Source organism: Ascidiaceihabitans sp., from assembly GCF_039986515.1.
In the GTDB taxonomy this organism is placed as follows: Bacteria; Pseudomonadota; Alphaproteobacteria; order Rhodobacterales; family Rhodobacteraceae; genus Ascidiaceihabitans.
On record NZ_JBDWQO010000002.1, the window covers coordinates 1 to 26,891 of the forward strand.

Sequence of the window (26,891 nt, forward strand, 5' to 3'; positions counted from 1 at the left end):
TCAATCTGGTCATACGCTTGGAAGTCACCAAAGTACTTGGTGATCGCCGCTGTCAGCGTCGTTTTGCCGTGGTCAACGTGGCCGATTGTGCCGATGTTGACGTGCGGCTTATTGCGTTCAAACTTTTCCTTAGCCATGGGATGGCTCCTTTGATTTTTCAGTGCGTGCAGCGCACGCAACTTGGCGTTTGGGTAAGGTGCGCATAGGTACGCGCACCTGCTTTTGATTTAAGCGAATTTCGCTTGGATCTCTTCGGAGATGTTGCTTGGAACAGCTTCGTAGTGGCCGAACTGCATGGTAAAGTTCGCACGACCCGATGACATCGACCGCAAGGTGTTGATGTAACCGAACATGTTGGCCAAAGGCACTTGCGCGTCGATGGCAATCGCATTGCCGCGCGTGTCTTGACCTTGAACCTGACCACGACGAGACGTCAGGTCACCAATGATACCACCTGTGTATTCTTCAGGCGTGATCACTTCGACCTTCATGATCGGCTCAAGCAATTTCGCGCCAGCTTTACGCATGCCTTCACGCATACACATACGGGCAGCGATTTCGAACGCAAGAACCGAAGAGTCAACATCGTGGAACTTACCGTCCAGCAATTCAACTTTGAAGTCGATCACAGGGAAGCCCGCCAAAGGACCGGAGTCCATGACCGAGTTGATGCCCTTTTCAACACCCGGAATGTATTCTTTCGGAACCGAACCACCAACGATGCGGGATTCGAAAGAATAGCCTTCGCCGGGCTCTGTTGGAGAGATCAGCAATTTGACCTCGCCAAACTGACCAGAACCACCGGACTGTTTCTTGTGCGTGTAGCTGTGCTCAACTTCGTGGCCGATGGTCTCACGGTATGCCACTTGTGGCGCACCAATGTTCGCTTCGACTTTGAATTCACGCTTCAGACGGTCGATCAGAATGTCGAGATGCAATTCGCCCATGCCGCGCATGATTGTTTGACCACTTTCGACGTCTGTTTCCACGCGGAAGGATGGATCTTCTGCTGCAAGACGCTGCAGACCCAATGACATTTTCTCTTGGTCGGCCTTGGTTTTAGGCTCAACCGCGATCTCGATCACCGGATCAGGGAAGGTCATCGTTTCCAGAACAACCTGAGCCTTGTCATCAGACAAAGTGTCACCTGTTGTTGTGTTTTTCAGACCGGCAAGCGCAATGATGTCACCTGCGTAAGCTTCGGTGATTTCGTCTTGCTTGTTGGAGTGCATCATAACCATACGGCCGATGCGTTCCTTGTTGCCCTTCGTTGTGTTCATCAGCGTGTCGCCTTTGGCAAGCGTGCCAGAGTAGATACGTGTGAACGTCAACGTGCCCATGAACGGGTCGTTCATGATTTTGAACGCGAGGCCGGAGAAGGGCATTTCGTCATCCGCACGACGTGCGATGTTACGAGTTTCTTCTTCGTCGCCCGGTGCAAAGCCCATGTAATCAACAACGTCCAATGGGGACGGCAGATAGTCGATCACAGCGTTGAGCAGTGGCTGAACGCCTTTGTTTTTGAACGCGGAACCGCCCAAAACAGGAACGAATTTCAGCTCAAGGCAGCCTTTGCGCAGCAAAGCGCGCAATTCAGGAACTTCAGGCTCTGTGCCTTCCATCAGATAGGCTTCCATGGCGTCGTCGTCCATTTCAACGGCCGCTTCAACCATCTTCGCACGCCATTCGTCAGCTTGCGCTTTCAAACCGTCACGGATGGGGGCTTTGATCCAGGACGCACCAAGGTCTTCACCCTGCCACAGCCATTCTTCCATGGTCACCAGATCGATCAGGCCTTCAAGCTCGGTTTCGGCACCAATTGGAATACCAACCGGAATAGCCGTAGCACCTGTGCGGTCTTCGATCATGTGAACGCAGTTGAAAAAGTCCGCGCCGATTTTGTCCATTTTGTTGACAAAAACGATACGTGGAACTTTATAGCGGTCAGCCTGACGCCAAACCGTTTCAGTCTGTGGTTCAACACCGGCGTTCCCGTCCAAAACGGTCACGGCCCCATCGAGAACAGCCAAGGAACGCTCAACTTCAATGGTGAAGTCAACGTGGCCCGGTGTGTCGATGATGTTCATGCGGTGCTTCAGGGAATCGGCGTCTGTGCCGTTCTCTGTGCGTTCCCAGAATGTCGTCGTCGCAGCGGAAGTAATGGTGATACCCCGTTCCTGCTCTTGCTCCATCCAGTCCATTGTTGCTGCGCCGTCGTGGACTTCGCCAATGTTGTGGGACTTGCCTGTATAGAACAGGATGCGTTCGGAACATGTGGTCTTACCCGCATCAATATGCGCAATAATTCCGAAGTTCCGGTAGCGGTCGAGTGGATAATCGCGTGCCATAGCTTTGCGTTCCTCTTACCAGCGATAGTGGCTGAAGGCTTTGTTTGCCTCGGCCATTTTGTGGGTGTCTTCGCGCTTTTTCACAGCTGTACCGCGGGACTGTACGGCGTCCATCAGCTCGCCTGCGAGGCGCTCTTCCATTGTGTTTTCGTTGCGCGAACGGGACGCTTTGATCAACCAACGGATGGCCAATGCTTCGCGGCGTTCTGGACGTACTTCAACGGGAACCTGATACGTCGCACCACCGACGCGGCGCGAACGCACTTCGACGGATGGTTTGATGTTGTCCAGCGCTTCGTGGAAAACTTCCAGAGGCACCCGTTTGATTTTTGCTTCTACACGATCCATCGCGTTATAAACGATGCGCTCGGCAGTGGATTTTTTGCCATCGATCATGAGGTTGTTCATGAACTTGGACAATACGCGGTCGCCAAACTTTGCGTCTGGCAGGATCTCGCGTTTTTCAGCGGCGTGACGACGTGACATCTGCGGATCTCCTTATTTAGGCTTCTTGGCGCCGTATTTCGAACGACGTTGTTTACGGTCTTTAACGCCCTGGGTATCCAGAACACCGCGCAGGATGTGGTAACGCACACCGGGAAGGTCTTTTACACGACCGCCACGGATCAGAACCACTGAGTGTTCCTGAAGGTTGTGGCTTTCACCGGGAATGTAGGAGATGACCTCAAAGCCGTTTGTCAGGCGCACTTTGGCAACCTTACGCATAGCGGAGTTCGGTTTCTTTGGTGTCGTTGTGTAAACGCGCGTACATACGCCACGTTTTTGAGGACACTGCTCCAAGTGCTGCGACTTGGAAGTCTTACGCTTTGGCTGACGCGGCTTGCGGATCAGCTGTTGGATCGTTGGCATAGGCGGTTTTTCCCCGTTTTTGCGCTTTTTGGAACCCTTGGTTGCCCAAGGGCGGTTCAATCGTGTCGGCCAGCCTGATGTTCGCGCGGTGCCACATATTCGTGTGACAAAGCAAAAACACCGCAATGTTCCCGTACCGAGGTGAACAAGGCGGTGGGTTTTCAGAGGATGCGCCCAGCATTAGGACGGATCTTGACCACTCCAGTTATGATGTCGGATTTCGGGCGTGTGCCGTGATCCGGATAGCGGGCGTATAGGGGGAGTCGGGTGGGGTGTCAACGGGGGTAGGGATCACGCAAAACCGAAATCACAGCGTTCGCGGCAGTACCCGCTGAAATAGACAAGCTACGTTTTTGTAACTATGTCTGAGACGGTATGAAAGTCGCGATGTTGCGGAAAGGTAAATGCCATCATGCAAGCCATCGGCCTTTGCCGCTTTTCCTATCCCGCCCTTGGCGGCTTTCAGGTCGAGCATGCATCGATAGAGGATCGCATTGCCTATCTTTACGCGGAAAAGCGCCTGCAAGAACGGTTTGCCCTGTTTGAACATGTGGCACTGCCTTGCCTTCGCGCCCAGACCGATCCGAATTTCGAGATCATCATCGTCGTTGGTGACAGCTTGCCAGACATGCATCTGACCCGCCTTCTGGACCTGATCGAAGACATGCCGCAACTGAGCGTTCAGGCGCATCCCCCCCTGCCCCACCGCCAAGGCATGCGCGACATTCTGAACGACGCGCGGCACGACAGGTCAGAGCCATGCCTGCAATTCCGCTTTGATGATGATGATGCCATCGGTGTGGATTTCATCACCCGCCTACGTGAGGCCGCAACAGATGCCAAACCGTTGACCGCGAAACATAAGATGGTGGCGTTCGATTTTCACCAAGGTTGGACGGCTGAATTCACGGGCCAAGGGATCAGCGCGACACAGACCTACCGCCCGATGTTCACCGCGGCCTTGGCCGTTCAGGTCGCGGGTGGCAACGGGCAAAGCATCATGAACTTCGGACACGAGAAGATGGGGCGCTTTATGCCAGTGGTCAGCTACGGGGACACGCCTATGTGGGTACGGTCACACAACGACTTCAACGACTCTCGTCAAAAAGCCAACGCCAAACCCGTGCGTGTCAAACCTTTGGATGACGCGCAACGTGCACTGTTCCAAGACCGCTTTGCCATCGACGAAAACGCCATCAAAACAGCCTTTTCAGCCCTTTAGCAAAGCCCGTTCGCGGTACAGCGTGAACAGCCCCATGGCGACCACTATCCCCGCCCCCAGCATCGTCAGACCATCAGGCCAATCGCCAAAGATCAGCCACCCCAGCAACAGCGACCAGATCAGCCCGGTGTAGCGAAAGGGTGCTATGAACGACACGTCGCCGGTGCGCATGGTCGCCACGCTAAAGTAATACCCGCCCAGAATGAACAAGGCCGCCAAGGCAATAAGGCCTGCAAACTGTGGCGTGACAGGGACCCAAGGCGTGGCCAATGATGCAAAGCCTGAAAAGACCATCACCGACAAAATGGCGCATAGGGTCACTGTCATGGACGGCACGTCTTTGGACAATTTCTTGGTGGCCAGATCGCGCACTGTCACACACATCACTGCGGCCAAACCGTACAAGGCATAGACGTTGAAGCCGTCTGTGCCGGGCCGCACAATCAATAGCACGCCGCTGAATCCCACCACGATCGCAAGCATACGGCGCCAGCCCACTTTTTCGCCAAAAAACAATGCAGTGCCCAAAGTCACAGTCAAAGGAAGCGCTTGCAAGATCGCAGTCAGGTTCGCAAGCTGCATGTTAAACAGCGCATTAAGGAAGAAATACGCCGTCACAACTTCGGCCACACAGCGCAGTGCAATCAGCAGCCAATCGTCCCGACGTATCCGGAAATGGACGGTGCCAAGTGTTCGTGCAAGGAACAAGATCAGGATCGTTGATAACACCCCACGCAAAAACAGCATTTGAAACAAGGGCATCTGCGTGCCGATGGACTTGGTTGCGGCATCGTTGAAGGTGAAGCAGGCCATGGATGCCATCATCAACAAGGCACCAGCAAGATTTGGCGACATCTAAAGCGCCCTGACCGTATCGTAATCAAGTCCGAATTCGTTTCGCAGGTAATGTCGCAAACGCTTTTCTTTCCATTCACGGGCGCGACCGGTTGGGGCGGCACCGGAATCGTTGTCTTCATGCACCGACCGGATGAACATCGGCCGGTTCACTTCGGTAAATGTATCATAGAATTGTGAAATGGCGCGGTGGTTGCGGCTGAACACATTCTGTCCGGTATCAAGGCCCGTCACCAACGCCATGCCAACACCCAGCGGGGCGCGTTCGTAACATTCGCGCAGCGGCGTTTCCCGGTCGGATGTGTCCAGATAAAAACCCCGGTTGAAGGCAATGCAAAAGGGATCATCATGTAAGCGCAGCGGCAAAATCCCTGTCGCCAATGTGCGCACACGGCCCACTGTGCCTTTGTGCATGGCATCATCATCATCCAACCGGAAGGTGGCAACATGCGTTGCATCCTCGGCCTGCGGCAACGCATCGAAAGACGCTTTGACGGCCTGAATGTGGTTCATGCTGGGCAGTGTAATGACATGCAGCGATGGATGATCCGCCACAAGCGCATCCAGGCGGGCGCGGGCCGCATCGGGGAAGGTGTCACCAACCAGTATCCCCGTTTCGAAATTTTGATCATCTTGAAAAAGCAAACTGGGCAACGCCAAGGTTTCGAAATAGGTGAACCGCCGTTCCAAGCGGTCGGGATCGTATAGTGTGGCTTCCACCACATCCAACCCCTTGTCTGACAAGGCAAAACCGCCCTGCGCCGGATAGGAAAAGCGCACCAAACCTTTGACGGCAATATTTTTCTGATCTGACATCGGCACCTGCATGTTTTCGTCTGCACGCTAGCGCCTTATGTCGGGGCACAAAACCCCTGTTTGCCTGTTGATGGCCCCCACACCTCAAGATGGGGGGCCTGATAGCTTAAAGGGTCGTGGCGCAGCCAAAGTTGCGCGATGGCTGATTGATATGGTGCGGATTGACGATCAACACCCACATGGCGGGATAGCCCGGGGCTTGCGTACGTGAATAGGAACAGCCCGTTGAAGTGGTAAACCATTGGCCCTGATAAGATTCAGGGGGGCGGTTCAGCAAGCGATCAGATCCACTGGCCGATGCCGTGCTGATTGATGCCATATACCCCTGAGAGCGGTCCCCGAAGTTGATGCCGACGTCTGCTGTCGCTGCTGTCCCTGTAAGCAGCAAAACCGCTGCCAATGCCTTACCCAACATGTCTGTCTCCTGTGATCTGTGATGGCTTTATGTGTGCCTTGATGAGATCCTGTAGACAGGGGCCGCGTGACAAAATCCGGTAAGGAGTGTGGCGAAAATGTGCATTTTCATTCGTAAGCAATTGAAATTAATGTAAAATTATTCAGGCTTGTGCATCATCCGGATCGTATGGGCGCTTGATCCCCAGGGTTTTCTCCAATCTGTCCCAGGTTACTGCCTCAAACCGCTCTGGCCACTCCACCCCAGACGCCTTGGCCTGTTCGCGCGCCCGCGGCAGATAGGCCGCAGCATAGGCCAGATGTGCCTCAATCATGCCTGCGCGTGATACCGAAGGTGCAGGCAGGCCGGTCAGTAACGCCTTTTGCGACGCACTTAGCAATCGGTTCAAATGCAGCATACCGCCTCGATGCGGCGCGTTGGTTTGTGTGATCAACAGCTCGACCAATATATTGCGCAGGTGGAAAACGCCCAGCACACCGTTGATGTATTCCTCACGCCCTGCTGCCAGATGCAGCAGCCCGAGGACGCGAATGAATTCTTCATACTGGTATTTTAGCCGCTTTGGGTTTGGCGCGACAGATGGCACACTTTCTTTGAGGGTGTCGAACAATCCGGCATGGTCAAACAGCGGTTTCAAGGTGTTCTGCGCATAGCCCCCAAGTTGTTCAGGCTTCAAGATCAGCACATCGCTGCGCGTCCAATCAGCTGTGATGGCATTGATCAAAACCGGCACGGTGGTGCGGTCCCACCACAACACAATTTCTCCGGTCTGTGCGATGGCTTTGTGCCAAAGCTGTGCAATCTCGTCTGTTGCACCCGTATCGCTGACAAGGATGAAATCAATATCGCTGTAGGCGTCTGCCAACCCGTTGCCATAGCTGCCACCTAAAAACAGCCCGCTGATCTCAGGCTCATCCTTGAGCGATGTGGTGATCGTTTCGATAACACTTTGATGGTTCATCTTCTGAATCCTGTGTTGCTGCGGCATAAGCATATCACCAGGGTACATTACAAAAAAGGCCCCCGCGCATCGCTGCATGGGGGCCTTTTGAAAATGTTTTGAAACGAACGTTTAGTCGCGGCTTTCCTCGGATGTGTCGATGACGGTGTCAAAGACATCGCCGCCAATCACATCTTCACCCGGCACCGGTGCCGCCAAACGCGCGGCTTCTTCGGCTTCTTCACGGCGTGCTTCGATGACCACATTGTCACGGTCGGTTGCGATGTTGCGCACTTTTTGTGTCGCACCACCTGTACCGGCCGGGATCAAGCGACCCACGATGACGTTCTCTTTGAGGCCAACCAGTTTGTCCCGTTTGCCCTGCACAGAGGCTTCTGTGAGAACGCGCGTGGTCTCCTGGAAGGAGGCCGCAGAGATGAACGAACGTGTTTGCAAGGACGCTTTGGTGATGCCCAGAAGGATCGGTTCGCCTTTGGCTTCGCGACCTTTCTTGGAAACCGCCTTGGCGTTGGCAGCCAAGAACTCCTGCTTGTCCACGTGTTCGCCTTTGAGCAGCGTGGTGTCGCCGGATTCGGAGATTTCCCACTTTTGCAGCATCTGGCGCACGATGACTTCGATGTGTTTGTCGTTAATTTTCACACCCTGCAGGCGGTACACGTCCTGCACTTCGTCGATCATGTAGTTGGCAAGCGCTTCGACACCCATGACCGCAAGAATATCGTGCGGGGCGGGGTTGCCGTCCATGATGTAGTCGCCCTTCTTGATGAAGTCACCTTCCGCAACCGGAATGTGCTTACCTTTGGGCACCATGTACTCGACCTTGTGATCCGGATCTTCGGAGCTTTCGATCGCGATACGACGCTTGTTTTTGTAGTCTTTGCCAAAGCGCACATAGCCGTCGATTTCCGCGATGATCGCGTGGTCTTTGGGGCGACGTGCCTCAAAGAGTTCCGCAACCCGTGGCAAACCACCGGTGATGTCCTTGGTTTTGGACCCTTCACGCGGGATACGTGCCACGATTTCACCAGCGACAATTTCCTGACCGTCTTCGATGGACAGAACAGCGTCCACGGACATCGGGTAGGTGACGGGGTTGCCTGCGTCATTGCGCACAGGCTCACCATCTTTGTCGACCAAGATGATCTCTGGTTTCAGTTCGTTGCCTTTGGCAGCCGAACGCCAGTCGATCACGATCTTTTGGGTCATGCCTGTCGCATCGTCGGTTTCATCCTTCACAGCAATCCCGCTGACAAGGTCAACGAATTTGGCTGTACCGGATTTTTCCGCGATCATGGGCAATGTGTACGGATCCCATTCGAACATCTTGTCGCCGGCCGCAATGGATTGGCCGTCTGTGATGAACAATTTGGAACCATAGCCCAGTTTGTGGCTGGCCACTTCGACGCCGTTTTCGTCGTTGATCGCCATTTTCATATTCCGGCCCATTACCATCACATCGCCTTGGGCGTTGGTCAGGGTTTGTGGGTTTTCGAACACAACTGTACCGGCGTGGGAGCTTTCGAGGAACGATTGCTGACCACCCTGCGCAACACCGCCGATGTGGAAGGTCCGCATCGTTAGCTGTGTGCCCGGTTCACCAATGGACTGTGCCGCGATGATGCCGACGGCCTCACCGGTGTTAACGCGAGTACCACGGGCAAGGTCACGACCGTAGCATGTGGCGCAAACGCCTTCTTCGGCCTCACAGGTCAAAGGTGAGCGAATACGCGCAGAGGCCACTTTGAAGTCTTCCAAAGAGTCCGCCATGCGCTCATCAACCAGTGTACCAGCTGCAATCAGCACTTCGTCTGTGCCGGGCTTCAGGATGTCCTCGGCCACAACACGTCCCAAGAGACGCTCGGACAAGGATGACACAACTTCACCGTCGTTGATCGCTGGAACCGCGAAGATAGAGTTCTCGGTTCCGCAATCGATCATGCGCACGATGCAGTCTTGTGCCACGTCAACCAAACGACGAGTCAGGTAGCCCGAGTTCGCCGTTTTCAGAGCCGTGTCAGACAGACCTTTCCGCGCACCGTGTGTCGAGTTGAAGTACTCAAGAACGGTCAGACCTTCTTTAAAGTTCGAGATGATCGGTGTTTCGATGATGTCGCCGTTCGGCTTGGCCATCAGACCACGCATCCCGCCCAACTGTTTCATCTGAGTGACCGAGCCACGCGCACCGGAGTGAGCCATCATGTAAACCGAGTTCGGCTCCATTTCAGCGCCCGCCTCGTCCGTGCGTTCCGCAGAGATCGAGCCCATCATCGCGTCGGTGACTTTGTCGTTACACTTCGACCAGGCATCGACCACTTTGTTGTACTTTTCACCCTGCGTGATCAGACCGTCCATGTACTGCTGTTCAAAGTCCTTCACCTGATCGCGGGTTTCTTCAACCAGCGGCCATTTGGTGTCAGGGATCAACATGTCGTCTTTACCAAACGAGATGCCCGCTTTGAACGCTTCACGGAAGCCCATGGTCATGATGTGGTCACAGAAAATGACCGACTCTTTTTGACCACAGTAACGGTAGACCGTATCGATGACCTGCTGCACTTCCTTCTTACGCAGAAGGCGGTTCACCAGTTCAAACGGCGCTTTGGCGTTCAGCGGCAAAAGTGCGCCAAGACGTACACGTCCCGGTGTCGTTTCAAAGCGTTGCATCACTTCGTTGCCATGTTCGTCAATTTGCGGAATCCGCGCAGTGACTTTGGCGTGAAGGTGAACGGCACCTGAATCAAGCGCGTGTTGCACTTCTTCGATGGACCCAAAGACCATGCCTTCGCCCTGCATGCCCGCACGCTCCAAGGTCGTGTAATACAGACCCAAGATCATATCCTGTGAGGGAACAATAATCGGCGCACCGTTTGCAGGCGACAGGACGTTGTTCGTGGACATCATCAAAACGCGTGCTTCAAGCTGCGCTTCCAAAGACAGCGGCACGTGGACCGCCATTTGGTCCCCGTCGAAGTCCGCGTTAAAGGCGGAACACACCAGCGGGTGCAGCTGGATGGCTTTACCTTCGATCAGAACAGGTTCGAACGCCTGAATGCCAAGACGGTGCAAGGTCGGCGCACGGTTCAGCATGACAGGGTGTTCGCGGATAACCTCGTCGAGGATATCCCAGACTTCAGGACGCTCTTTTTCCACCAGTTTTTTGGCTTGCTTCACTGTGGAAGACAGACCTTTGGCTTCAAGACGCGAGTAGATAAACGGCTTGAACAGCTCCAATGCCATCTTCTTGGGAAGACCACATTGATGCAATTTCAGCTCAGGGCCAGTCACAATGACCGAACGACCGGAGAAGTCGACGCGTTTGCCCAAAAGGTTTTGACGGAAGCGGCCTTGCTTGCCTTTCAGCATGTCGGACAGCGATTTCAACGGACGCTTGTTGGCACCCGTAATCACACGACCACGACGGCCGTTGTCAAACAACGCATCCACGGATTCCTGCAACATACGCTTTTCGTTACGTACGATGATGTCGGGTGCGCGCAATTCGATCAGGCGTTTCAGACGGTTGTTCCGGTTGATCACACGACGATACAGATCGTTGAGGTCGGACGTCGCAAAACGGCCACCATCAAGCGGCACCAGCGGGCGCAGTTCTGGCGGGATCACTGGGATCACAGTCAGAACCATCCACTCTGGGCGGTTGCCGGATTCGAGGAAGGATTCCACGACTTTCAGACGTTTAATGATCTTCTTGGGCTTCAATTCGCCTGTGGCTTCTGCGAGGTCCGCACGCAGCTGGTCGGCTTCGGCCTCAAGATCAATCGCGGCCAGCATTTCGCGGATCGCTTCGGCGCCGATGTTGGCGGTGAACGCGTCCATGCCGTAGGCGTCTTGGGCGTCCATGTACTCTTCTTCGGACATCATCTGACCGTAGGAAAGTTCCGTCAGACCGGGTTCGATCACAACGTAGTTTTCAAAGTACAAAACACGTTCCAGATCGCGCAGCGTCATGTCCAGCATCAGGCCAATGCGGGATGGCAGCGATTTCAGGAACCAGATGTGCGCGACGGGTGCGGCTAATTCGATGTGGCCCATACGTTCGCGACGTACTTTTTGCAGAGTGACTTCTACACCGCATTTTTCGCAGACAACGCCACGGTATTTCATGCGTTTGTATTTGCCGCACAGGCATTCGTAGTCTTTGATCGGACCAAAGATACGCGCGCAGAACAGGCCATCACGCTCGGGCTTGAACGTCCGGTAGTTGATGGTTTCCGGCTTTTTGATTTCACCGAAAGACCACGACAGAATGCGCTCTGGCGAGGCCAGCGACACTTTGATTTCGTCAAACACCTTTGGGGGTGTGAGCGGGTTAAACGGGTTGTTTGTCAGTTCTTGGTTCATTGGATGTCCTTTCCAGGCTCAATGCATTCGTAGAATTTGGAGCGGCGAAAACGTCTGAGTTCGATCATCTCGCCAGTTTCTACGTCTCTTAGGTCGCGGCGACGTGGTTTCTCGATCTGAGTACAAACCCTGTTGCTGACACAGGCTTGACTGGAGCAGTCCGCCGCTGTGATACGGCGATCCGTTCCAATTTCATTGTACTCTCCGACAAAGAACCAGCTGCACGCTGCCAGAGACGTTATGAGGAAAAATATGAAGATAAACATCTTCTTTGCCCTCACTCATCTTCCTCCGCATCCAGGAGTTCCATGTTCAGGCCGAGGCCACGGACTTCTTTGACCAGAACGTTAAACGATTCTGGCACGCCAGCTTCGAAGTTGTCCTCGCCTTTGACGATGCTTTCGTAGACTTTCGTCCGTCCAGCCACGTCATCCGATTTCACGGTCAGCATTTCCTGCAGGGTGTAGGCGGCGCCATAGGCTTCAAGCGCCCAGACTTCCATTTCCCCAAAGCGCTGACCACCAAATTGCGCTTTACCGCCCAATGGTTGCTGGGTGACCAGCGAGTATGGACCGGTGGAGCGCGCGTGGATTTTGTCGTCCACAAGGTGGTGCAGTTTCAGCAGGTATTTCACGCCCACGGTGACCTTACGGCTGAATTGCTCACCCGTACGACCATCGAACAGCACCGATTGACCTGATGTGTCAAAGCCCGCACGAGACAGGGCGTTGTTCACGTCCGCCTCTTTCGCACCGTCAAAGACGGGCGTTGCGATTGGCACACCTGTGGTCACGTTGCTGGCTGCGTCGACAAGGGCTTCCTCGTCCATGCCAGCGAGGCCTTCAGCGTAAACATCATCGCCATAAGCAATCTGCATCGCTTCACGTACAGGCGTCAAATCGCCGGAGCGTTTGTATTCCTGCAGCGCCTCGTCGACGTTCAAGCCCAGACCGCGCGCGGCCCAACCCATGTGCGTCTCGAGAATCTGACCGACGTTCATACGTGACGGAACACCAAGCGGGTTCAGACAGAAATCGACCGGAGTACCATCAGCCAAGAACGGCATGTCTTCCATGGGAACAACCTTGGAAATAACACCTTTGTTGCCGTGACGGCCAGCCATTTTGTCGCCCGGTTGCAGCTTGCGCTTCACCGCCACGAACACTTTGACCATTTTCATCACACCCGGAGGCAGATCGTCGCCGCGGCGCACTTTTTCGACCTTGTCTTCAAAGCGGGCATCCAAAGTGCGTTTCTGCACTTCATACTGCTCGTTCAAAGCTTCAACGATTTGCGCTGCGTCTTCGTCTTTCAGAGCAATCTGCCACCATGCGGAACGTGGGAAGGTTTCCAACAACTCTTCATCGACAACAGCCCCTGCGCGGACGCCTTTCGGCCCTTTCGCAATCTCGTTGCCCATCATCAGATCACGCAAACGCGCGTAGATGTTGCGGTCCAGAATGGTCAGTTCGTCGTCGCGGTCCCGCGCCAGGCGTTCGACCTCTTCCCGTTCGATCTGCAAGGCGCGTTCGTCTTTTTCCACACCGTGGCGGTTGAACACGCGCACTTCGACAACTGTGCCGAAATCACCCGGTTTCACACGCAAGGATGTATCCCGCACGTCGGACGCTTTTTCACCAAAGATGGCGCGCAGAAGCTTTTCTTCCGGTGTCATCGGGCTTTCGCCTTTTGGTGTGATCTTGCCGACCAGAATGTCACCCGGTTCAACATCCGCGCCGATGTACACGATGCCCGCCTCGTCGAGGTTGCGCAGCGCTTCTTCACCGACGTTTGGAATGTCGCGGGTGATTTCCTCTGGGCCCAATTTCGTGTCACGTGCCGCCACTTCAAATTCTTCGATGTGGATCGAAGTGAAGACGTCGTCACGCGAAACGCGCTCGGAGATCAGGATGGAGTCTTCGTAGTTGTAGCCGTTCCACGGCATAAACGCGACAACCACGTTTTTACCCAGGGCCAATTCACCCATGTCCGTGGATGGACCATCCGCAATCACCTGACCTTTGGTCACGCGTTCGCCGACTTTCACCAGGGGACGCTGGTTGATGCAGGTGTTTTGGTTGGAGCGCTGGAATTTACGCATACGGTAGATGTCTACGCCTGCGTCGCCCAATTCCAGATCTTCCGTGGCGCGTACAACGATCCGTGTTGCGTCGACTTGGTCGATGATACCGCCACGTTTCGCCATGTAAGCCGCACCGGAATCTCGTGCCACAACTTCTTCGATGCCTGTGCCGACCAGAGGTGCCGTTGCTTGCAGCAATGGAACCGCCTGACGTTGCATGTTCGAGCCCATCAAGGCCCTGTTCGCATCGTCGTTTTCAAGGAACGGGATCAAGGATGCCGCAACCGATACCAACTGCTTGGGCGACACGTCGATCAGGTCAACGGCTTCCGAAGACGCCAGCGTGTATTCACCGGCTTGGCGTGTGTTCACGAATTCATTGGTGAACTTTCCGCTGTCGTCGATGGACGCGTTGGCCTGCGCCACTGTGTGACGCTGTTCTTCTGTGGCGGACATGTATTGCACATCATCCGTCACAACCCCGCCTTCAACGCGGCGATATGGCGTTTCGATGAAACCGTATTTGTTCACGCGGGCATAAGTGGCCAGCGAGTTGATCAGACCAATGTTTGGCCCTTCCGGCGTTTCAATCGGACACATACGACCATAGTGGGTCGCGTGCACGTCGCGCACTTCAAAACCGGCACGTTCACGCGTCAGACCACCTGGCCCAAGCGCAGACAAGCGGCGTTTGTGTGTGACTTCGGACAGCGGGTTCGTTTGGTCCATGAACTGCGACAGCTGGCTAGAGCCGAAGAATTCACGCACGGCAGCCGCCGCTGGTTTCGCGTTGATCAAATCTTGTGGCATGACCGTGTCGATTTCGACGCTGGACATACGTTCTTTGATCGCGCGTTCCATGCGCAGCAAGCCAACGCGGTACTGGTTTTCCATCAACTCACCAACAGAGCGCACACGACGGTTGCCCAAGTGGTCGATGTCATCCACGTCGCCTTTGCCGTCGCGCAGTTCGACCAGTGCTTTGATGCACTTGACGATATCTTCGCGGTCCAGCGTGCGCTGCGTGTCTTCTTTGTCCAGCGCCAGGCGCATGTTCATTTTCACACGGCCAACCGCGGAAAGATCGTAGCGCTCGCCGTCAAAGAACAATGTGTCAAACAGGTTGGACGCGGCGTCCACGGTGGGTGGCTCGCCCGGGCGCATCACGCGGTAGATGTCCATCAACGCGGTTTCGCGGTTCATGTTCTTATCTTGCGCCAGCGTGTTGCGCATGTACGGACCGACGTTGACGTTGTCGATGTCCAGAACCGGAATGTCGTTGATGCCTGCGTCGATCAGCTCTTTCGCTGTACCGCCGATCAGATCGCCATCTTTGTCGTATTCCAGCGTCAACTCGTCACCGGCTTCGACGTAAATCGCACCGGTTTCTTCGTTGATGATGTCCTTGGCGACAAACTTGCCTTGGATGTGATCAAACGGAACTAACAGTTCGGTGACTTTGCCTTCGTCGATCAGTTTCTTGACCGCACGTGGCGTGACCTTTTTCCCGGCTTCGGCGATGATTTCACCGGTGGCTGCGTCAACCAGATCATAGGTTGGGCGTGTGCCGCGTACACGGTCCGGGAAGAACGGGGCGACCCAGCCTTTTGCCTTCTGGTATGTGTATTGAACGGTGTTGTAATAGGCGTCCATCATCGCTTCTTGGTCGAGACCAAGGGCGTAAAGCAACGTCGTTACCGGCAGCTTGCGGCGACGGTCGATGCGGCAGAACACGATGTCTTTGGCGTCAAATTCAAAGTCCAACCAAGAGCCGCGGTATGGGATGATGCGGCAGGCAAACAACAGTTTGCCCGAGGAGTGGGTTTTGCCTTTGTCGTGGTCAAAGAACACACCGGGCGAGCGGTGCATTTGGCTGACGATCACGCGCTCGGTGCCGTTCACGATGAACGTGCCGTTTGGCGTCATCAAAGGCATATCGCCCATGAACACGTCTTGTTCTTTGATGTCCTTGACGGATTTTGCGCCTGTGTCTTCGTCGACATCAAACACGATCAAACGCAGCGTGACCTTCAAAGGTGCGCTATACGTCATGTCGCGTTGCTGACATTCTTCCACGTCGTACTTGGGCTTTTCCAGCTCGTACTTCACGTATTCCAGAACGGATGTTTCGTTGAAGTCTTTGATCGGAAATACCGACTGAAAGACGCCATTGATGCCTTCGCCTTCCGTGGGCACATCGGCCTCACCGGATCTTAGGAAGAGATCATAGGATGATTTCTGCACCTCAATGAGGTTCGGCATTTCCAGAACTTCACGGATTTTGCCATAATATTTACGAAGACGTTTCTGACCAAGGAACGATTGTGCCATAAGACGAGGTCACCTTTCAGTTTTTCTCACGTGAGACAGTCACCGTCGGGCCACGGTGGCTACCCCTGAGACAGCGATGGAACCGGCCTATTCTTGCCACACGTCCCAATGCGTGGCTCCCGACCGATCCCTGCCTTGGAAATTGCCTGCTTTCAGGCCCTTACCAAGACAGGTGTTGCACAACGCTTTGCCGTTCCCTTCGTGACATTTTGGGTCAAAAAGAGGTAATTACGGCTCCTACGATGCACGACAGAAAAAACGGGTCTCGAATCAATCGAACCCGCGTGAAAGGTCCAAATAGGAGGTTAATGCTGCGAACGCAAGGGGTGTGGGTCATGTTAGGGCAGTAGCCTTACCGTTGGCTGGCATTCTAACACTTGCGCATTTGGCATAAAATGGTTCAGGCAAAAAAGATCAGAGCATTGCAGATTTACATCTTCTGTGCTGGACTATTAGGATCGCGGTAGCGGAGGTTTTAAAGTTGTTAACCCATGAGTATGGAGATTCATTATTTGAATTCCTTGACGACAAGAAGAACCCCCTAGATTTAATCAAGACGCATTTATCTGTATTGTTCAAAAATGCGGTCAAGAATCCCCAAACTTCCTTATGGAAAATTCTGCTAGACGATCTTCTTTCAGCAATACGGCGCCAGACAAAGGCCAAATTAGTTGACGGACGCAACAGCGTAGGAATTGCCCTTGGGCGCGAAAACCTTGCGTACGTTTCTACGGTCGAACGCAAACTGGGTTTGCTTGTCGACACCGTTGCAAAGGAAACCCAGTTTGACTTTTCAGAAGCGCAAGTCGCCCATGTTTGTGCGGCAGACAGTATGGCTGCGCTCGCTTTTTCAACCTCGCGCTGCGGCTATGCCAGAGCCCGTGGACTATCATGCCTAGATGGATTGGGCCCAACAATTGGGCTAGCAATCGCAGTGATCCGCCTGAACGATTGGGTTCCTGAGGTACGCTTCGAAGCCATTAGGTGTATCTTGCGCTTGATACAAAACAATGGTGGTCCCAATGGCGGTTTAGCATACGACATTGCAGGCATCATGAACCTCCTTCTAGAAAACAGGCGTTTCAGTCGTATCTCACGGCCTGAATTAAGTGCTATTCAGTCTCTTATTGAATACCCCGGCGTCAAAGAGGCATTGCTTAGAAGTTTTATATACGGTGAGTCGGATATTTCAAAAAATGAGTGCCTTAAGGCCGTGATCAAGACCGGAACTTTCGTAGAAATACTCCCAGACGTTGCAACAAAATCCACATGCGCCTACCGACGACTGCTTGCGTGTCGTGCAATATTTTCAAGCGCTCCACCATCGTTAGATGAATATGGGGTGGAAGCACCGCCGTTTGACCTGACCCCGCAGCGTTCCAAAATCATCAAAAGCGCTCTTTTAGACAAATCTGCCAATGTTGTCTTAGCTGCGCTTGATTATGTTCTTAGTTCGAAAGACTACCAAAAACTGGATAAGTACACGATCAGTCATTTGTCCAAGCGGCATGAACCTTCTCTTCAAATAAGAATTGGCTCATTGATCGATATTCTTGGTAATTAGCGCACCCCGATAACTTTTGGGATTGATACTTCAGAAATCAAACAAATCTCTTCCGAATACCAAACACAAAAACGGCGGCCCCATCAGGACCGCCGTTTCCGTAGTGCAAAATTCGAAAAGGCTTAGGCCAGTTCGACTTCCGCGCCAGCTGCTTCCAGCTTGGCTTTGACGTCTTCGGCTTCCGCTTTGTCGACGCCTTCTTTGATTTTGCCGCCAGCTTCAACCAAGTCTTTGGCTTCTTTCAGGCCAAGACCTGTGATGCCGCGAACTTCTTTGATGACGTTGATTTTGGATGCGCCGGCGTTTTTCAGAACGACGTCGAATTCAGTTTTTTCCTCTTCAGCGGCACCGCCGTCTGCTGGGCCCGCCATCATGACTGCGCCACCGGCTGCAGGCTCGATGCCGTACTCGTCTTTGAGGATTGTTTTCAGTTCTTGTGCTTCCAACAGTGTCAAACCGACAATGTCTTCTGCCATTTTCTTCAGATCAGCCATGTTAAGCTCTTTCCGTTACGATATGTGTGTTCCAACGTGTGCAATATTCCACACGCCGATATGACGTTTGCTTACGCAGCCGCCTTGTCCTCAACAGTGGACAAGATGGATGCAATGTTGCTTGCAGGTGCGCCAATGGCCCCAGCGATGTTGCTTGCAGGTGCGCCCAGCATGCCAGCGATAGTCGCGATAAGTTCGTCGCGGCTTGGCATTTTGGAAACAGCTGTAACACCGGCCCGGTCCAACGCGTTCTCGCCCATAGCACCGCCCAAGATCACGAACTTGTCGTGCTCTTTGGCGAAGTCCTCGGCAACCTTGGCCGCAGCCACAGGATCCTCGGAATAGGTCAGAACGGTCATGCCCGTCAGGTATTCGGAAATGCTTTCGCATGACTTACCGTCCAGGGCGATCTTGGCGAGCCTGTTTTTGGCAACACGAACAGCAGAACCGGCTTCGGCGGCACGCGCCCGCAGATCCTGCATGTTAGCAACTGTCAGACCGGCGTAATGTGCTACCACAACAACGCCAGAGCTTTCAAAGATTTGGCCGAGTTCGTCGACCAACTGTTCTTTTTGTGCTCTATCCACAGTTTTACTCCAATTTTTGGGGCCCCAAATTATTTGGTATCCCCGGCTCAGTTCAGCCAGAGTATCTGGTAAGATACCCTGACAGTCGGGTCCTTACGGGGTCCGCCCAAAATCGCCACACGCCTCTGAGAGGCGGAAGTAATCTGGTCTTTCCCGTCTCAGGCAGGAATTATGAAGGAAACCTTCACCCACCGTCTCGGACGAATGTGCACACAGCGACTCGGAAGCTGTTGCGTGCAGATGTGCGTTTAGGGGGTTTTAGTGCGGTTGTGAAGCCCCCGTGTAGGATTCCTTTGACCGCGTGTGTCACTCTTCGATAGAATTGATGGACCGATGGCAACGGCCGCTATGCGGACCTTGCCGCCGTTCATAGAGTACTTATTTTGAAGGCTGTATCGCTCTAGTCTTCATACTTTAGAAAGTCATTTCGGAAGACGTCTATGACGTCCTTGCCCAGTCGGGTAACATCGCCTTCTTGATTATGGTGATACTCAATGATGTCATTTGGGGCTTTGATCCTGATGCCCCAAATTTCATCAGCCGATGAATACCCAAAAAAGATGAATTCAGTTGGATCGATCCCAGTTGGACGCCAATATTCGTCATTTGCCCATTGCGAACGTGTTGTTTCAAAAAGGGAACCTATGAAGTCGTCATTCGTGAGGGAAAGCAGATATTTAGCATTACCCTTTGGCTCCCTAAAGCCGTCGCACTCAAGATAAAGTTCTCGTAGAGCCCGTGGAAGTTTGATCCCAAGCTGTCGTTCTACCTCATGGACTTCATCACACGAAGCTGGATCAGCCTGTCTCGCGTTTGGAATTATGGCTTTCAAAGACATGTTTTAAGGAGCGCTTAGTTTGACATTTGATCGACAATATAGAACGTCTTTTTGCAAGTTACACTACGGGTTCGAAGTTGCCATTTCTGCATTTAGCAATCTCAGGGGCTTAAGGCACACCTAAACATCGCACGTTTGAATGACCCACAAAAAAAGGCGCCCCAATCCAGAGCGCCTTTTCCAAATCTATTCTACGAACGCTTAGTCTTTGGCGATCGCGCTGTCGATTTCGATTGTCACACCTGGACCCATAGTAGAGCTCAGTGCGATTTTCTTCATGTAGGCACCCTTGGAGCCTGCTGGCTTGGCTTTGGCCACCGCATCGCAGAACGCACGGACGTTTTCGACAAGCTTGGCTTCGTCGAAAGAGGCTTTGCCAACGCCTGCGTGTACAACGCCTGCTTTTTCCACTTTGAACTGCACTTCGCCGCCTTTGGCCGCTTTCACAGCATCAGCCACATCCATGGTCACTGTGCCGACTTTCGGGTTTGGCATCAGGTTACGTGGACCCAAAACTTTACCCAAACGACCAACAACTGGCATCATGTCTGGTGTCGCGATGCAGCGATCAAATTCGATCTTGCCGCCTTGCACGATTTCCATCAGGTCCTCGGCGCCAACGATGTCGGCCCCTGCTGCTTTCGCTTCATCGGCTTTCGGGCCGCGGGCGAAGACCGCTACGCGCATTGTTTTGCCGGTGCCGTTTGGCAGGCCAACTACACCACGAACCATTTGGTCGGCGTGACGTGGGTCCACACCCAGGTTCACGGCGATTTCAACGGTCTCGTCGAATTTGGCTTTTGCGTTGCCTTTGACCAAGGCCACCGCGTCTTCAACAGACAACAAAGCTTTGCCGGCGAATGCTGCGCGCGCTTCTGTTGCGCGTTTTCCGTATTTTGCCATCTTACTTCACCTCAATGCCCATAGAGCGGGCGGAGCCCAGAATGATCTGCATCGCCGCATCGATATCGTTGGCGTTCAGGTCTTTCATTTTCGCTTCGGCGATTTCTTTCACCTGAGCAACGGTCACAGTGCCGACAGTCTCACGGGACGGGTTGGTCGCGCCGGATTTTACTTTGGCCGCTTTCTTCAGGAAGTAGGACGCTGGTGGCGTCTTGATGTCCATTGTGAAGGACTTGTCCTGATAGTAGCTGATGACGGTCGGGCAAGGTGCACCTGGTTCAAGGTCCGCTGTTTTGGCGTTGAACGCTTTACAGAATTCCATGATGTTGATGCCGCGTTGACCCAATGCTGGACCTACGGGTGGGGATGGGTTTGCTTGCCCGGCTGGGACTTGCAATTTCATCGTCCCTGCGAGTTTCTTGGCCATGGGCCTTCTCCTTTTAAGCGCCTTGGAACGCGTTTCCAAGGTCAGGTTGCTATGTGGTATCGGTGCCCGCTCGCGTGCGTGCCGCCTCCCACATCGAATGCTGCATGTGCAACACGGCGCTCATTAGCCCCAAAACCGCATATTTGCAAGGGTCTGAATCCCACAATTACCCTGTTTTATTATGGTTTGTCACGCCGTGTGCCGCTTCGCCCAAAAAGGGTTTTCTGCTTTCATACACCCATAGTTTAACAATTTGCAGGCGAGAGATGTTTAATCTCAAAGGAGGTGTACTTGGGGCCCTGATCGCCGCCCCCCCCCCTGCCCTTGCAGCTCAGGGCGCAACTTGATCTGGTTACCTCGGGACAAGTCGATGCCGCTTATGTGTTCAATGGCTACTTGCGCGAATCACATCCTTTGCTGGAACGTCCGATGTTCCCGTTGATGGGGGGATCGGCGCAACAAACTGCAGTATCCCTTTGTGACCTGCATGAAAATGTGACCTGCATGAAAACCACCTGTCGAAGTCTGACTATTTTGATCCAAAACAGCTATGCGGTGCAGTATTTTGAAGGTTTAGACAGTATCGATCCAAAGCCTGTGCAAGAACGCAATGCTGCCATCTACGGCAACCATGACGAAGGCCAGAACATCATCAACTTTGTGTCTGGCATGACCCTGTCCCAAACCCAAAGGCCTGCCGCATCGGATGAATTTGACAACGGGCACCGTCAGATCATGCTCGATACGGGGTTGGACGTGTCCTATCCCGACGGCCCACTGCTGAGCGAATTGGAACAAGCGGCGCAAGCCCGCCTGTCAGGTTGGTCCGACAGTGCGACCAGCCTTGGCATCCCCGCACAGCAGGCCATCGCATCGTATCACGCAGAACTGGCTTCGCCGCGCTATTTGCTGGTGTTCCGCTAGGGTCAAAACCCCCAGCACAAACGCAAAACGCCGCCCCAAACCGGAGCGGCGTTTTTGAAAATACTGCCTGCATATGCCGCGTGCGCGATCAGATCTGTTTGGTGACTTGCAGGAATTCCAGTTCGACCGGTGTTTCGCGACCAAAAATAGACACAGACACTTTGAGGCGCTGGTTCTCGTCGTCCACTTCTTCGATCATACCGTCGAAATCTTCGAACGGACCATCGTTGACTTTGACTTTTTCGCCCACTTCGTAGTGGATCAGTGTGCGTGGGCTTTCTTCGCCCTCTTGCACGCGGCCCAGAATGCCCTGAACTTCAGCGTCGCGCATTGGCATCGGGCGACCTTGTGGCCCCAAAAAGCCTGTGACGCGGTTGATAGAGTTGATCAGGTGATAGCCACGGTCGGACATTTCCATGTGGACCAAAACGTAACCGGGCATAAAGCGACGCTCGGTGGTCACTTTCTTGCCGCGACGGACCTCGATCACTTCTTCTGTCGGGACCAGAACTTCGTCGATTTCGTGCTCAAGCGCATTTTCAGCGACAGATGTGCGGATTGTTTCTGCAATCTTCTTTTCAAAGTTGGAAAGAACACTGACCGAATACCACCGTTTCGCCATCTGACTGCTCGCCCTTTTGCCGTGGCGCTGCTGCGCCGTAATTCATTGATTTCGCGCCTGTTTCCACAACCGCTTCCGAATAAAAATCGGCGCGAGGCTCGAATCGCCGCACGCCTGTCTATCGGTTAGATGTGCCGTTTACTCTGCAAACCCTCACACTTCAAGGGCTTACACCACCCCCAAGCCGTCTTAGCCGAACATGCCCAGCACAGACTGAAGGCCCCAGCGGATCGTGATATCGACCAATGCAAAGAACACCGCAGTCAGTGCCGCCATGATAAATACCATCACAGTTGTCAGCATCACTTCGCGGCGCGTGGGCCACACAACTTTGGAGACCTCTGAGCGAACTTGCTGAATGAACTGAAGTGGATTTACCGTAGCCATGTGAAGCGTCCCTATGTGCCCGTCTGTATGCGCAACCCGAAAACCATGTGCAATATGCGCATTGAGCCGTGCGATTTGGCCCATGTAACCGTGGCAGACGTCAAATTCAAGACAACAATGTGTCGTATGGGGTCAGGCTTCGCTGCGCATTTGTGCCAACCGCGCGTTCATCGCTTCGGCATGGGCGTCGTCGCGTGTGCTAAAGGCCTGAAAGTCCGGCAAATACAGCCCGTCCACAGAGCCTTCCGGGAACCGGTCAAGCAAAGCATCCCATCGCAGCGCGAAAGCATCCATTTTCGAACCAAGACGGGCTGCCTGTTCGGGGCGCCGCTGCGAAAAGCGTTGAAATGCGACCATAAGCATTCCCCACATGCGATCTGCGCCGAAACACACAAAAGCACCAATTGTCAGAAACAGCGCCAAAGCAAGCGACAAAAGAACCCAATGCGGACGGAGCAGCAGCAGCAGCGCAAACACTGCCAAGACAACATGCTTTGGCGTCGGCCTGTAGGCGCCCAGCGCAGATTTGATAGTATCCATATCCAAACGTTGGGCTGTTTCTTTATCCATGGGCGCATCTTTTGCGCAGCCATCAGGCGTGTCCGCCCCAGCGTCTGAATGGTTGCGTTCCGGACCACGCACCGCGCCCGCCATGACCGTTTGGCGCACGGCAGGCCGTTCCACGGGAACACTGGCGGAACCCTCGGAGGTTTCCATCAACATCGGGTCCATCAACACCGAGCGGATCGCGTGGAGGGTCACGTCCGTCTCGATGTGAGGTGTGTCGTCAGATGTATCAGCGGTTGCGTGGCGCATGGTGAACTCGTGTCAAATTACAGTCATTTGAAAAGCTGGTCATTTTGAAAAGCCAGACTTTTTGAAAGGATTAGGGCAGATCAGCCATCCCGCGAACATTTTCACAAAGAAATGCGGCCATCTCATGCCATGACTGCGGCAAAAACGGGGCATCCGTTGTCTTGCAGCCGGTAACCATGCCGTGTGGCGGTGCCTTCACAATGCCCGGCGGGTGGTTTAACTGTTTGTAAAGCCTGCTGCAGTCAAGACCAAGGCTGCAACGGCAAGACGTCCCGATTGACCGGACCAAGACTGCAAGGAACGCCCCCATGCCCAATCCGTACTCTGGCCGACCCGCCCATACCTTTTGGAAGCGCGCCGTTTCGGACCGTCATTTTTCCGACTTGGACAATATCATTCCACGCATCGAAGGCCTGGATACCGCAAAGATTGCGACGGCCGGCAGCTGCTTTGCACAGCACATCGGACACAACCTGAAAATCCGCGGGCTCAACTATATGGACATGGAAGCGCCGTCCAAACTGCTAAGCGACGCTGCGGCTGCAAAGCTGGGATACGGCATCTATTCTTGCCGCTACGGTAATATCTACACCTCGCGGCAGTTGCTGCAGCTGGTGCGTGAAGCCTTTGGTGAGGCAAAACCACTGGACACGATCTGGGAAAAAGACGGCCGTTTTTACGACGCCTTACGTCCCAGCATCGAAGACGGCGGTTTCGGCTCTGTGGCGGAAGTGCGCGTGCTGCGCGAACGGCATTTGCGGCGGGTGCGGCGCATGTTTGAAACCATGGATGTGTTTGTCTTCACCATGGGGCTGACAGAAACATGGGCATCCACGCAAGACGGCACCGTTTATCCCACCGCCCCTGGCGTGGTGGCTGGCAACTACGACCCCGCCCTGTATGAATTTGTGAACCTACGCTTTTCCGAAGTTATGGCCGATATGGAAGCCGCACGTGCCCGCATCCATCAATCCAATCCATCCGCGCGCTTTTTGCTTACGGTCTCTCCGGTAGGGTTGGCAGCCACAGCCACGGACAATCATGTCCTGACAGCCACCACACATTCAAAATCCGTATTGCGGGCGGTGGCCGGCGAACTTAGCGCCGCACATGATGATGTAACCTATTTCCCCAGCTACGAGATCATCGTAGGGCAACCCAGCCGTCATTCGCTGTATGAACCCGACTTGCGTGAAGTGTCTGCCTTCGGGGTGCGTGAAGTCATGCGGCAGTTCTTTGAAGTCAACAAAATCGGGCAAGCCGCAGGGCCCGCGTCCGAAGAGATCGACAACGATTTCGGGTACGAACAATGTGACGATGCGCTTTTGACAAAGGAGTTCGCGGAATGAAACTTATCTTTGGCGATTCTCATGTTTCGGCTTTGAAAGCGGCCATCGGCCCGAAGGCATCCCCCTATACGTTAATCGCAAATCACGGCAAGAACCTGATCGATATGCAATTGGACGTTGTCGGTGACACTTTGCGCGTTTTTGCGGACAACACCTCTGCCAGCGTACCATTGGATGTGACCCTGACCAAAGGCGACCGCGTTGTACTGTCGGGGCCGCTTCACAGCAGCCTTGTATCCCGGCACCGCTTTTGGAAAAGCACAGCGCCCTGGACGATGCATGAACACTTTCCAAAGCGGCAACTGGCATCCGGCAACTTTATCAAAACGCTCGCACAAGATCGCACAGCATCCATGATACAGCTTTTAAAAGCTGCCATATCCGCCGGCATCAGTGTGGCCGTTCTGGAGCCACCGCGTCTGTCACGGCGGGCATTGACGGAAAGCGGCATTGATGAACGCGTCTTGGTGCATGTGGATGAAACCTATCGCGCCGAAGTATGCGCGTTGGTCGAGGCAACAGGGACAGCGGTGATCGACACCCCCAAAGACACACATGATGGCGCTTTCATGCGGGCGTCGTATCAGGCCATGTCCGACACCGATGTGCATCACGGCAACAAAGACTATGGTATTTTGGCCTTGGCCAACGCTGCGGCGTTTCTGGATGATGAAACAAGCGGTGCGGAGGATGCGAAAACCACAACAGACACATCGCAAACAGACACCCCGCAAACAGGCAAGGCTCGCAAAAGCATTTTGCAAAAGCTGTTAAAGGCCTGACACCTGCCTAAAGCCGGAGATCATCTACGGCTTGGATGTCTTTTGTAATGTTGTCAGTAAGGCATAAGAGTGCAGATCTTACGCCTCCCCCCCCAAACCTATGCTTTAAGGTGCTGATAGTAGGTACTATTTTTGACGTCCAAGAATGTTAAAATAAAAGCGTGCTATTTTTAGGCATATGCATACCGATTGGAACCATCATCAAGGACGCGCGCAATCCAAAGTTGCTAGCGCACGCCAGCAACTGCATTTCAAATGTCAATATTTGTAGACGACTAGCCAAGAACCTATTGTTGTCTAGGCCCGCAGTTGAACGACAAGTTGCTTGCCCATCAATGAAGAGAAAACAAACAGATTGGCTATCAAAAATAACCCTACGATTCCTACACCTAGAGCGATGTAAGCTGCGTGGAAGTCAGAGCCAGTTTTAAGGGCAACTGTGATAAGTCCAAAAGTAGCACTCGCAGCAACAAGAATGGGCTTAGCAAGTAACCAAATAATTGCGTCTTTGAATGATCCGTTCTCAAAATCTGGCATATCCAAAGCGGCGAATGCAGCGTAAAGGCCAACCAATACGAAAGGAGCCAAACTTGAAGTTGAGTGATAAGCAACAATGTAAGCCAAAGCCAAAGTGAACAATACGCCAAGCGATCTGATATTCATGCTGTCCCTCTCAAATACTACAATACTAGATCTAGTTATGCATCGAGAATTTAATATCAAGTGCTAGTAAGTTAGCCCTCAAGTGCAGTGCTTCAAAAAACTCTGCACAGAGGCTAGAGCGCTGTGTAAAAATGAACTGTCTTGGGTCATCATGAATTTAATTCGTTTCCTGGACACTTGTTTCTTCGATCAAGTTGACGTCGACAGCGGATCGCCGAAGATACTCCAGGCCACCATCAACTGTCACGTTTCCGCACGAGCAAGTTTGATCATCG

25 protein-coding genes are annotated in these 26,891 nt (G+C 53.6%); 5 read left to right on the plus strand and 20 right to left on the minus strand.

Annotated elements, in window-relative coordinates; genetic code table 11:
• The 5 genes from ABJL60_RS00185 to ABJL60_RS00205 all read right to left on the minus strand — a co-directional run.
• Positions 1 to 137 (minus strand): GTP-binding protein (locus ABJL60_RS00185; RefSeq protein ID WP_348285774.1); only part of this gene is annotated, 137 nt, incomplete at its 3' end.
• 90 nt (positions 138 to 227) lie between these two features.
• On the minus strand, positions 228 to 2,348 hold the full coding sequence (fusA, locus tag ABJL60_RS00190; protein WP_108829460.1) for an elongation factor G: 2,121 nt from the start codon (positions 2,346 to 2,348) through the stop codon (positions 228 to 230).
• A gap of 15 nt (positions 2,349 to 2,363) precedes the next feature.
• Complete coding sequence (gene rpsG, locus ABJL60_RS00195; protein WP_108829461.1) at positions 2,364 to 2,834, minus strand: 30S ribosomal protein S7; 471 nt, start codon at positions 2,832 to 2,834, stop codon at positions 2,364 to 2,366.
• Between the two features lie 12 nt (positions 2,835 to 2,846).
• Positions 2,847 to 3,218 carry a 30S ribosomal protein S12 gene (rpsL, locus tag ABJL60_RS00200; protein WP_108829462.1) on the minus strand — a complete coding sequence of 124 codons (372 nt, stop codon included), beginning with the start codon at positions 3,216 to 3,218 and terminating at the stop codon, positions 2,847 to 2,849.
• On the minus strand, positions 3,169 to 3,339 hold the full coding sequence (locus ABJL60_RS00205; protein ID WP_348285775.1) for a hypothetical protein: 171 nt from the start codon (positions 3,337 to 3,339) through the stop codon (positions 3,169 to 3,171). The genes rpsL and ABJL60_RS00205 overlap by 50 nt, the downstream gene beginning before the upstream one ends.
• A 291-nt stretch (positions 3,340 to 3,630) precedes the next feature.
• Between ABJL60_RS00205 and ABJL60_RS00210 the strand changes: the two genes are divergently transcribed.
• Positions 3,631 to 4,440: a putative rhamnosyl transferase gene (locus tag ABJL60_RS00210; protein ID WP_348376064.1), complete on the plus strand. Its 810-nt coding sequence runs from the start codon at positions 3,631 to 3,633 to the stop codon at positions 4,438 to 4,440.
• On the opposite strand, the gene ABJL60_RS00215 is transcribed toward ABJL60_RS00210, so the two are convergent.
• The 6 genes from ABJL60_RS00215 to rpoB form a co-directional block, all read right to left on the minus strand.
• A complete protein-coding gene (locus tag ABJL60_RS00215; protein ID WP_348285752.1) occupies positions 4,429 to 5,295 on the minus strand; it encodes a DMT family transporter in 867 nt (288 codons plus the stop codon). The genes ABJL60_RS00210 and ABJL60_RS00215 overlap by 12 nt on opposite strands.
• Positions 5,296 to 6,111: a glycosyltransferase gene (locus tag ABJL60_RS00220; protein ID WP_348376065.1), complete on the minus strand. Its 816-nt coding sequence runs from the start codon at positions 6,109 to 6,111 to the stop codon at positions 5,296 to 5,298.
• 106 nt (positions 6,112 to 6,217) lie between these two features.
• Positions 6,218 to 6,526 carry a hypothetical protein gene (locus ABJL60_RS00225; protein ID WP_348285754.1) on the minus strand — a complete coding sequence of 103 codons (309 nt, stop codon included), beginning with the start codon at positions 6,524 to 6,526 and terminating at the stop codon, positions 6,218 to 6,220.
• Positions 6,527 to 6,668: 142 nt separating this feature from the next.
• Positions 6,669 to 7,487, minus strand: a complete 819-nt coding sequence (locus ABJL60_RS00230; RefSeq protein ID WP_348376066.1) for a nucleotidyltransferase domain-containing protein — start codon at positions 7,485 to 7,487, stop codon at positions 6,669 to 6,671.
• 111 nt (positions 7,488 to 7,598) lie between these two features.
• Positions 7,599 to 11,846 (minus strand): DNA-directed RNA polymerase subunit beta', encoded by a 4,248-nt coding sequence (rpoC, locus tag ABJL60_RS00235; RefSeq protein WP_348285756.1) that lies wholly within the window; start codon positions 11,844 to 11,846, stop codon positions 7,599 to 7,601.
• A gap of 277 nt (positions 11,847 to 12,123) precedes the next feature.
• Positions 12,124 to 16,260, minus strand: a complete 4,137-nt coding sequence (gene rpoB, locus ABJL60_RS00240; protein ID WP_348285757.1) for a DNA-directed RNA polymerase subunit beta — start codon at positions 16,258 to 16,260, stop codon at positions 12,124 to 12,126.
• Positions 16,261 to 16,741: 481 nt separating this feature from the next.
• On the opposite strand from rpoB, the gene ABJL60_RS00245 reads away from it, so the two are divergent.
• Positions 16,742 to 17,824, plus strand: coding sequence for a hypothetical protein (locus tag ABJL60_RS00245; RefSeq protein WP_348285758.1), 1,083 nt, complete (start codon positions 16,742 to 16,744; stop codon positions 17,822 to 17,824).
• 122 nt (positions 17,825 to 17,946) lie between these two features.
• Here ABJL60_RS00245 and rplL read toward each other — a convergent pair whose 3' ends face one another.
• The 5 genes from rplL to rplK all read right to left on the minus strand — a co-directional run bounded on the left by rplL (position 17,947) and on the right by rplK (position 21,073).
• Positions 17,947 to 18,318 carry a 50S ribosomal protein L7/L12 gene (gene rplL / locus ABJL60_RS00250; RefSeq protein ID WP_348285759.1) on the minus strand — a complete coding sequence of 124 codons (372 nt, stop codon included), beginning with the start codon at positions 18,316 to 18,318 and terminating at the stop codon, positions 17,947 to 17,949.
• A gap of 71 nt (positions 18,319 to 18,389) precedes the next feature.
• Positions 18,390 to 18,905 (minus strand): 50S ribosomal protein L10, encoded by a 516-nt coding sequence (gene rplJ, locus ABJL60_RS00255; protein WP_108829470.1) that lies wholly within the window; start codon positions 18,903 to 18,905, stop codon positions 18,390 to 18,392.
• A gap of 400 nt (positions 18,906 to 19,305) precedes the next feature.
• Entirely contained in the window at positions 19,306 to 19,743 is a 438-nt protein-coding gene (locus ABJL60_RS00260) for an SMI1/KNR4 family protein (protein ID WP_348285760.1), read from the minus strand.
• Between the two features lie 201 nt (positions 19,744 to 19,944).
• Positions 19,945 to 20,646, minus strand: coding sequence for a 50S ribosomal protein L1 (gene rplA, locus ABJL60_RS00265; protein WP_108829472.1), 702 nt, complete (start codon positions 20,644 to 20,646; stop codon positions 19,945 to 19,947).
• A gap of 1 nt (position 20,647) precedes the next feature.
• Positions 20,648 to 21,073, minus strand: coding sequence for a 50S ribosomal protein L11 (gene rplK, locus ABJL60_RS00270; protein ID WP_108829473.1), 426 nt, complete (start codon positions 21,071 to 21,073; stop codon positions 20,648 to 20,650).
• 504 nt (positions 21,074 to 21,577) lie between these two features.
• Between rplK and ABJL60_RS00275 the strand changes: the two genes are divergently transcribed.
• Positions 21,578 to 21,997 carry a hypothetical protein gene (locus tag ABJL60_RS00275; protein ID WP_348376067.1) on the plus strand — a complete coding sequence of 140 codons (420 nt, stop codon included), beginning with the start codon at positions 21,578 to 21,580 and terminating at the stop codon, positions 21,995 to 21,997.
• 88 nt (positions 21,998 to 22,085) lie between these two features.
• On the opposite strand, the gene nusG is transcribed toward ABJL60_RS00275, so the two are convergent.
• The 3 genes from nusG to ABJL60_RS00290 all read right to left on the minus strand — a co-directional run bounded on the left by nusG (position 22,086) and on the right by ABJL60_RS00290 (position 23,822).
• Positions 22,086 to 22,619 (minus strand): transcription termination/antitermination protein NusG, encoded by a 534-nt coding sequence (nusG, locus tag ABJL60_RS00280; RefSeq protein ID WP_348285763.1) that lies wholly within the window; start codon positions 22,617 to 22,619, stop codon positions 22,086 to 22,088.
• Between the two features lie 189 nt (positions 22,620 to 22,808).
• Positions 22,809 to 23,006 (minus strand): preprotein translocase subunit SecE, encoded by a 198-nt coding sequence (gene secE / locus ABJL60_RS00285; protein WP_108830234.1) that lies wholly within the window; start codon positions 23,004 to 23,006, stop codon positions 22,809 to 22,811.
• A gap of 132 nt (positions 23,007 to 23,138) precedes the next feature.
• The gene (locus tag ABJL60_RS00290) at positions 23,139 to 23,822 is read right to left on the minus strand and encodes a hypothetical protein (RefSeq protein WP_348376068.1); all 684 of its coding nucleotides are present in this window, start codon (positions 23,820 to 23,822) and stop codon (positions 23,139 to 23,141) included.
• Positions 23,823 to 24,130: 308 nt separating this feature from the next.
• Here ABJL60_RS00290 and ABJL60_RS00295 point away from each other — a divergent pair, with 308 nt between their 5' ends.
• Together ABJL60_RS00295 and ABJL60_RS00300 are read left to right on the plus strand one after the other, a co-directional pair.
• On the plus strand, positions 24,131 to 25,171 hold the full coding sequence (locus ABJL60_RS00295; protein WP_348376069.1) for a GSCFA domain-containing protein: 1,041 nt from the start codon (positions 24,131 to 24,133) through the stop codon (positions 25,169 to 25,171).
• Complete coding sequence (locus tag ABJL60_RS00300) at positions 25,168 to 25,953, plus strand: hypothetical protein (RefSeq protein WP_348376070.1); 786 nt, start codon at positions 25,168 to 25,170, stop codon at positions 25,951 to 25,953. Before ABJL60_RS00295 ends, ABJL60_RS00300 begins: the two co-directional genes overlap by 4 nt.
• 297 nt (positions 25,954 to 26,250) lie before the next feature.
• Here ABJL60_RS00300 and ABJL60_RS00305 read toward each other — a convergent pair whose 3' ends face one another.
• Positions 26,251 to 26,616, minus strand: a complete 366-nt coding sequence (locus tag ABJL60_RS00305; RefSeq protein ID WP_348376071.1) for a hypothetical protein — start codon at positions 26,614 to 26,616, stop codon at positions 26,251 to 26,253.
• Positions 26,617 to 26,891 lie beyond the last annotated feature (275 nt).

Excerpts from the sequence above, each read along its gene's own strand:
- fusA (WP_108829460.1), bottom strand. The coding sequence starts at position 2,348 with ATGGCACGCGATTATCCACTCGACCGCTACCGGAACTTCGGAATTATT.
- rpsG (WP_108829461.1), bottom strand. The coding sequence starts at position 2,834 with ATGTCACGTCGTCACGCCGCTGAAAAACGCGAGATCCTGCCAGACGCA.
- rpsL (WP_108829462.1), bottom strand. The coding sequence starts at position 3,218 with ATGCCAACGATCCAACAGCTGATCCGCAAGCCGCGTCAGCCAAAGCGT.
- ABJL60_RS00210 (WP_348376064.1), top strand. The coding sequence starts at position 3,631 with ATGCAAGCCATCGGCCTTTGCCGCTTTTCCTATCCCGCCCTTGGCGGC.
- ABJL60_RS00215 (WP_348285752.1), bottom strand. The coding sequence starts at position 5,295 with ATGTCGCCAAATCTTGCTGGTGCCTTGTTGATGATGGCATCCATGGCC.
- ABJL60_RS00220 (WP_348376065.1), bottom strand. The coding sequence starts at position 6,111 with ATGTCAGATCAGAAAAATATTGCCGTCAAAGGTTTGGTGCGCTTTTCC.
- ABJL60_RS00225 (WP_348285754.1), bottom strand. The coding sequence starts at position 6,526 with ATGTTGGGTAAGGCATTGGCAGCGGTTTTGCTGCTTACAGGGACAGCA.
- ABJL60_RS00230 (WP_348376066.1), bottom strand. The coding sequence starts at position 7,487 with ATGAACCATCAAAGTGTTATCGAAACGATCACCACATCGCTCAAGGAT.
- rpoC (WP_348285756.1), bottom strand. The coding sequence starts at position 11,846 with ATGAACCAAGAACTGACAAACAACCCGTTTAACCCGCTCACACCCCCA.
- rpoB (WP_348285757.1), bottom strand. The coding sequence starts at position 16,260 with ATGGCACAATCGTTCCTTGGTCAGAAACGTCTTCGTAAATATTATGGC.
- rplL (WP_348285759.1), bottom strand. The coding sequence starts at position 18,318 with ATGGCTGATCTGAAGAAAATGGCAGAAGACATTGTCGGTTTGACACTG.
- ABJL60_RS00260 (WP_348285760.1), bottom strand. The coding sequence starts at position 19,743 with ATGTCTTTGAAAGCCATAATTCCAAACGCGAGACAGGCTGATCCAGCT.
- rplA (WP_108829472.1), bottom strand. The coding sequence starts at position 20,646 with ATGGCAAAATACGGAAAACGCGCAACAGAAGCGCGCGCAGCATTCGCC.
- rplK (WP_108829473.1), bottom strand. The coding sequence starts at position 21,073 with ATGGCCAAGAAACTCGCAGGGACGATGAAATTGCAAGTCCCAGCCGGG.
- ABJL60_RS00275 (WP_348376067.1), top strand. The coding sequence starts at position 21,578 with ATGAAAACCACCTGTCGAAGTCTGACTATTTTGATCCAAAACAGCTAT.
- nusG (WP_348285763.1), bottom strand. The coding sequence starts at position 22,619 with ATGGCGAAACGGTGGTATTCGGTCAGTGTTCTTTCCAACTTTGAAAAG.
- secE (WP_108830234.1), bottom strand. The coding sequence starts at position 23,006 with ATGGCTACGGTAAATCCACTTCAGTTCATTCAGCAAGTTCGCTCAGAG.
- ABJL60_RS00290 (WP_348376068.1), bottom strand. The coding sequence starts at position 23,822 with ATGCGCCACGCAACCGCTGATACATCTGACGACACACCTCACATCGAG.
- ABJL60_RS00295 (WP_348376069.1), top strand. The coding sequence starts at position 24,131 with ATGCCCAATCCGTACTCTGGCCGACCCGCCCATACCTTTTGGAAGCGC.
- ABJL60_RS00300 (WP_348376070.1), top strand. The coding sequence starts at position 25,168 with ATGAAACTTATCTTTGGCGATTCTCATGTTTCGGCTTTGAAAGCGGCC.
- ABJL60_RS00305 (WP_348376071.1), bottom strand. The coding sequence starts at position 26,616 with ATGAATATCAGATCGCTTGGCGTATTGTTCACTTTGGCTTTGGCTTAC.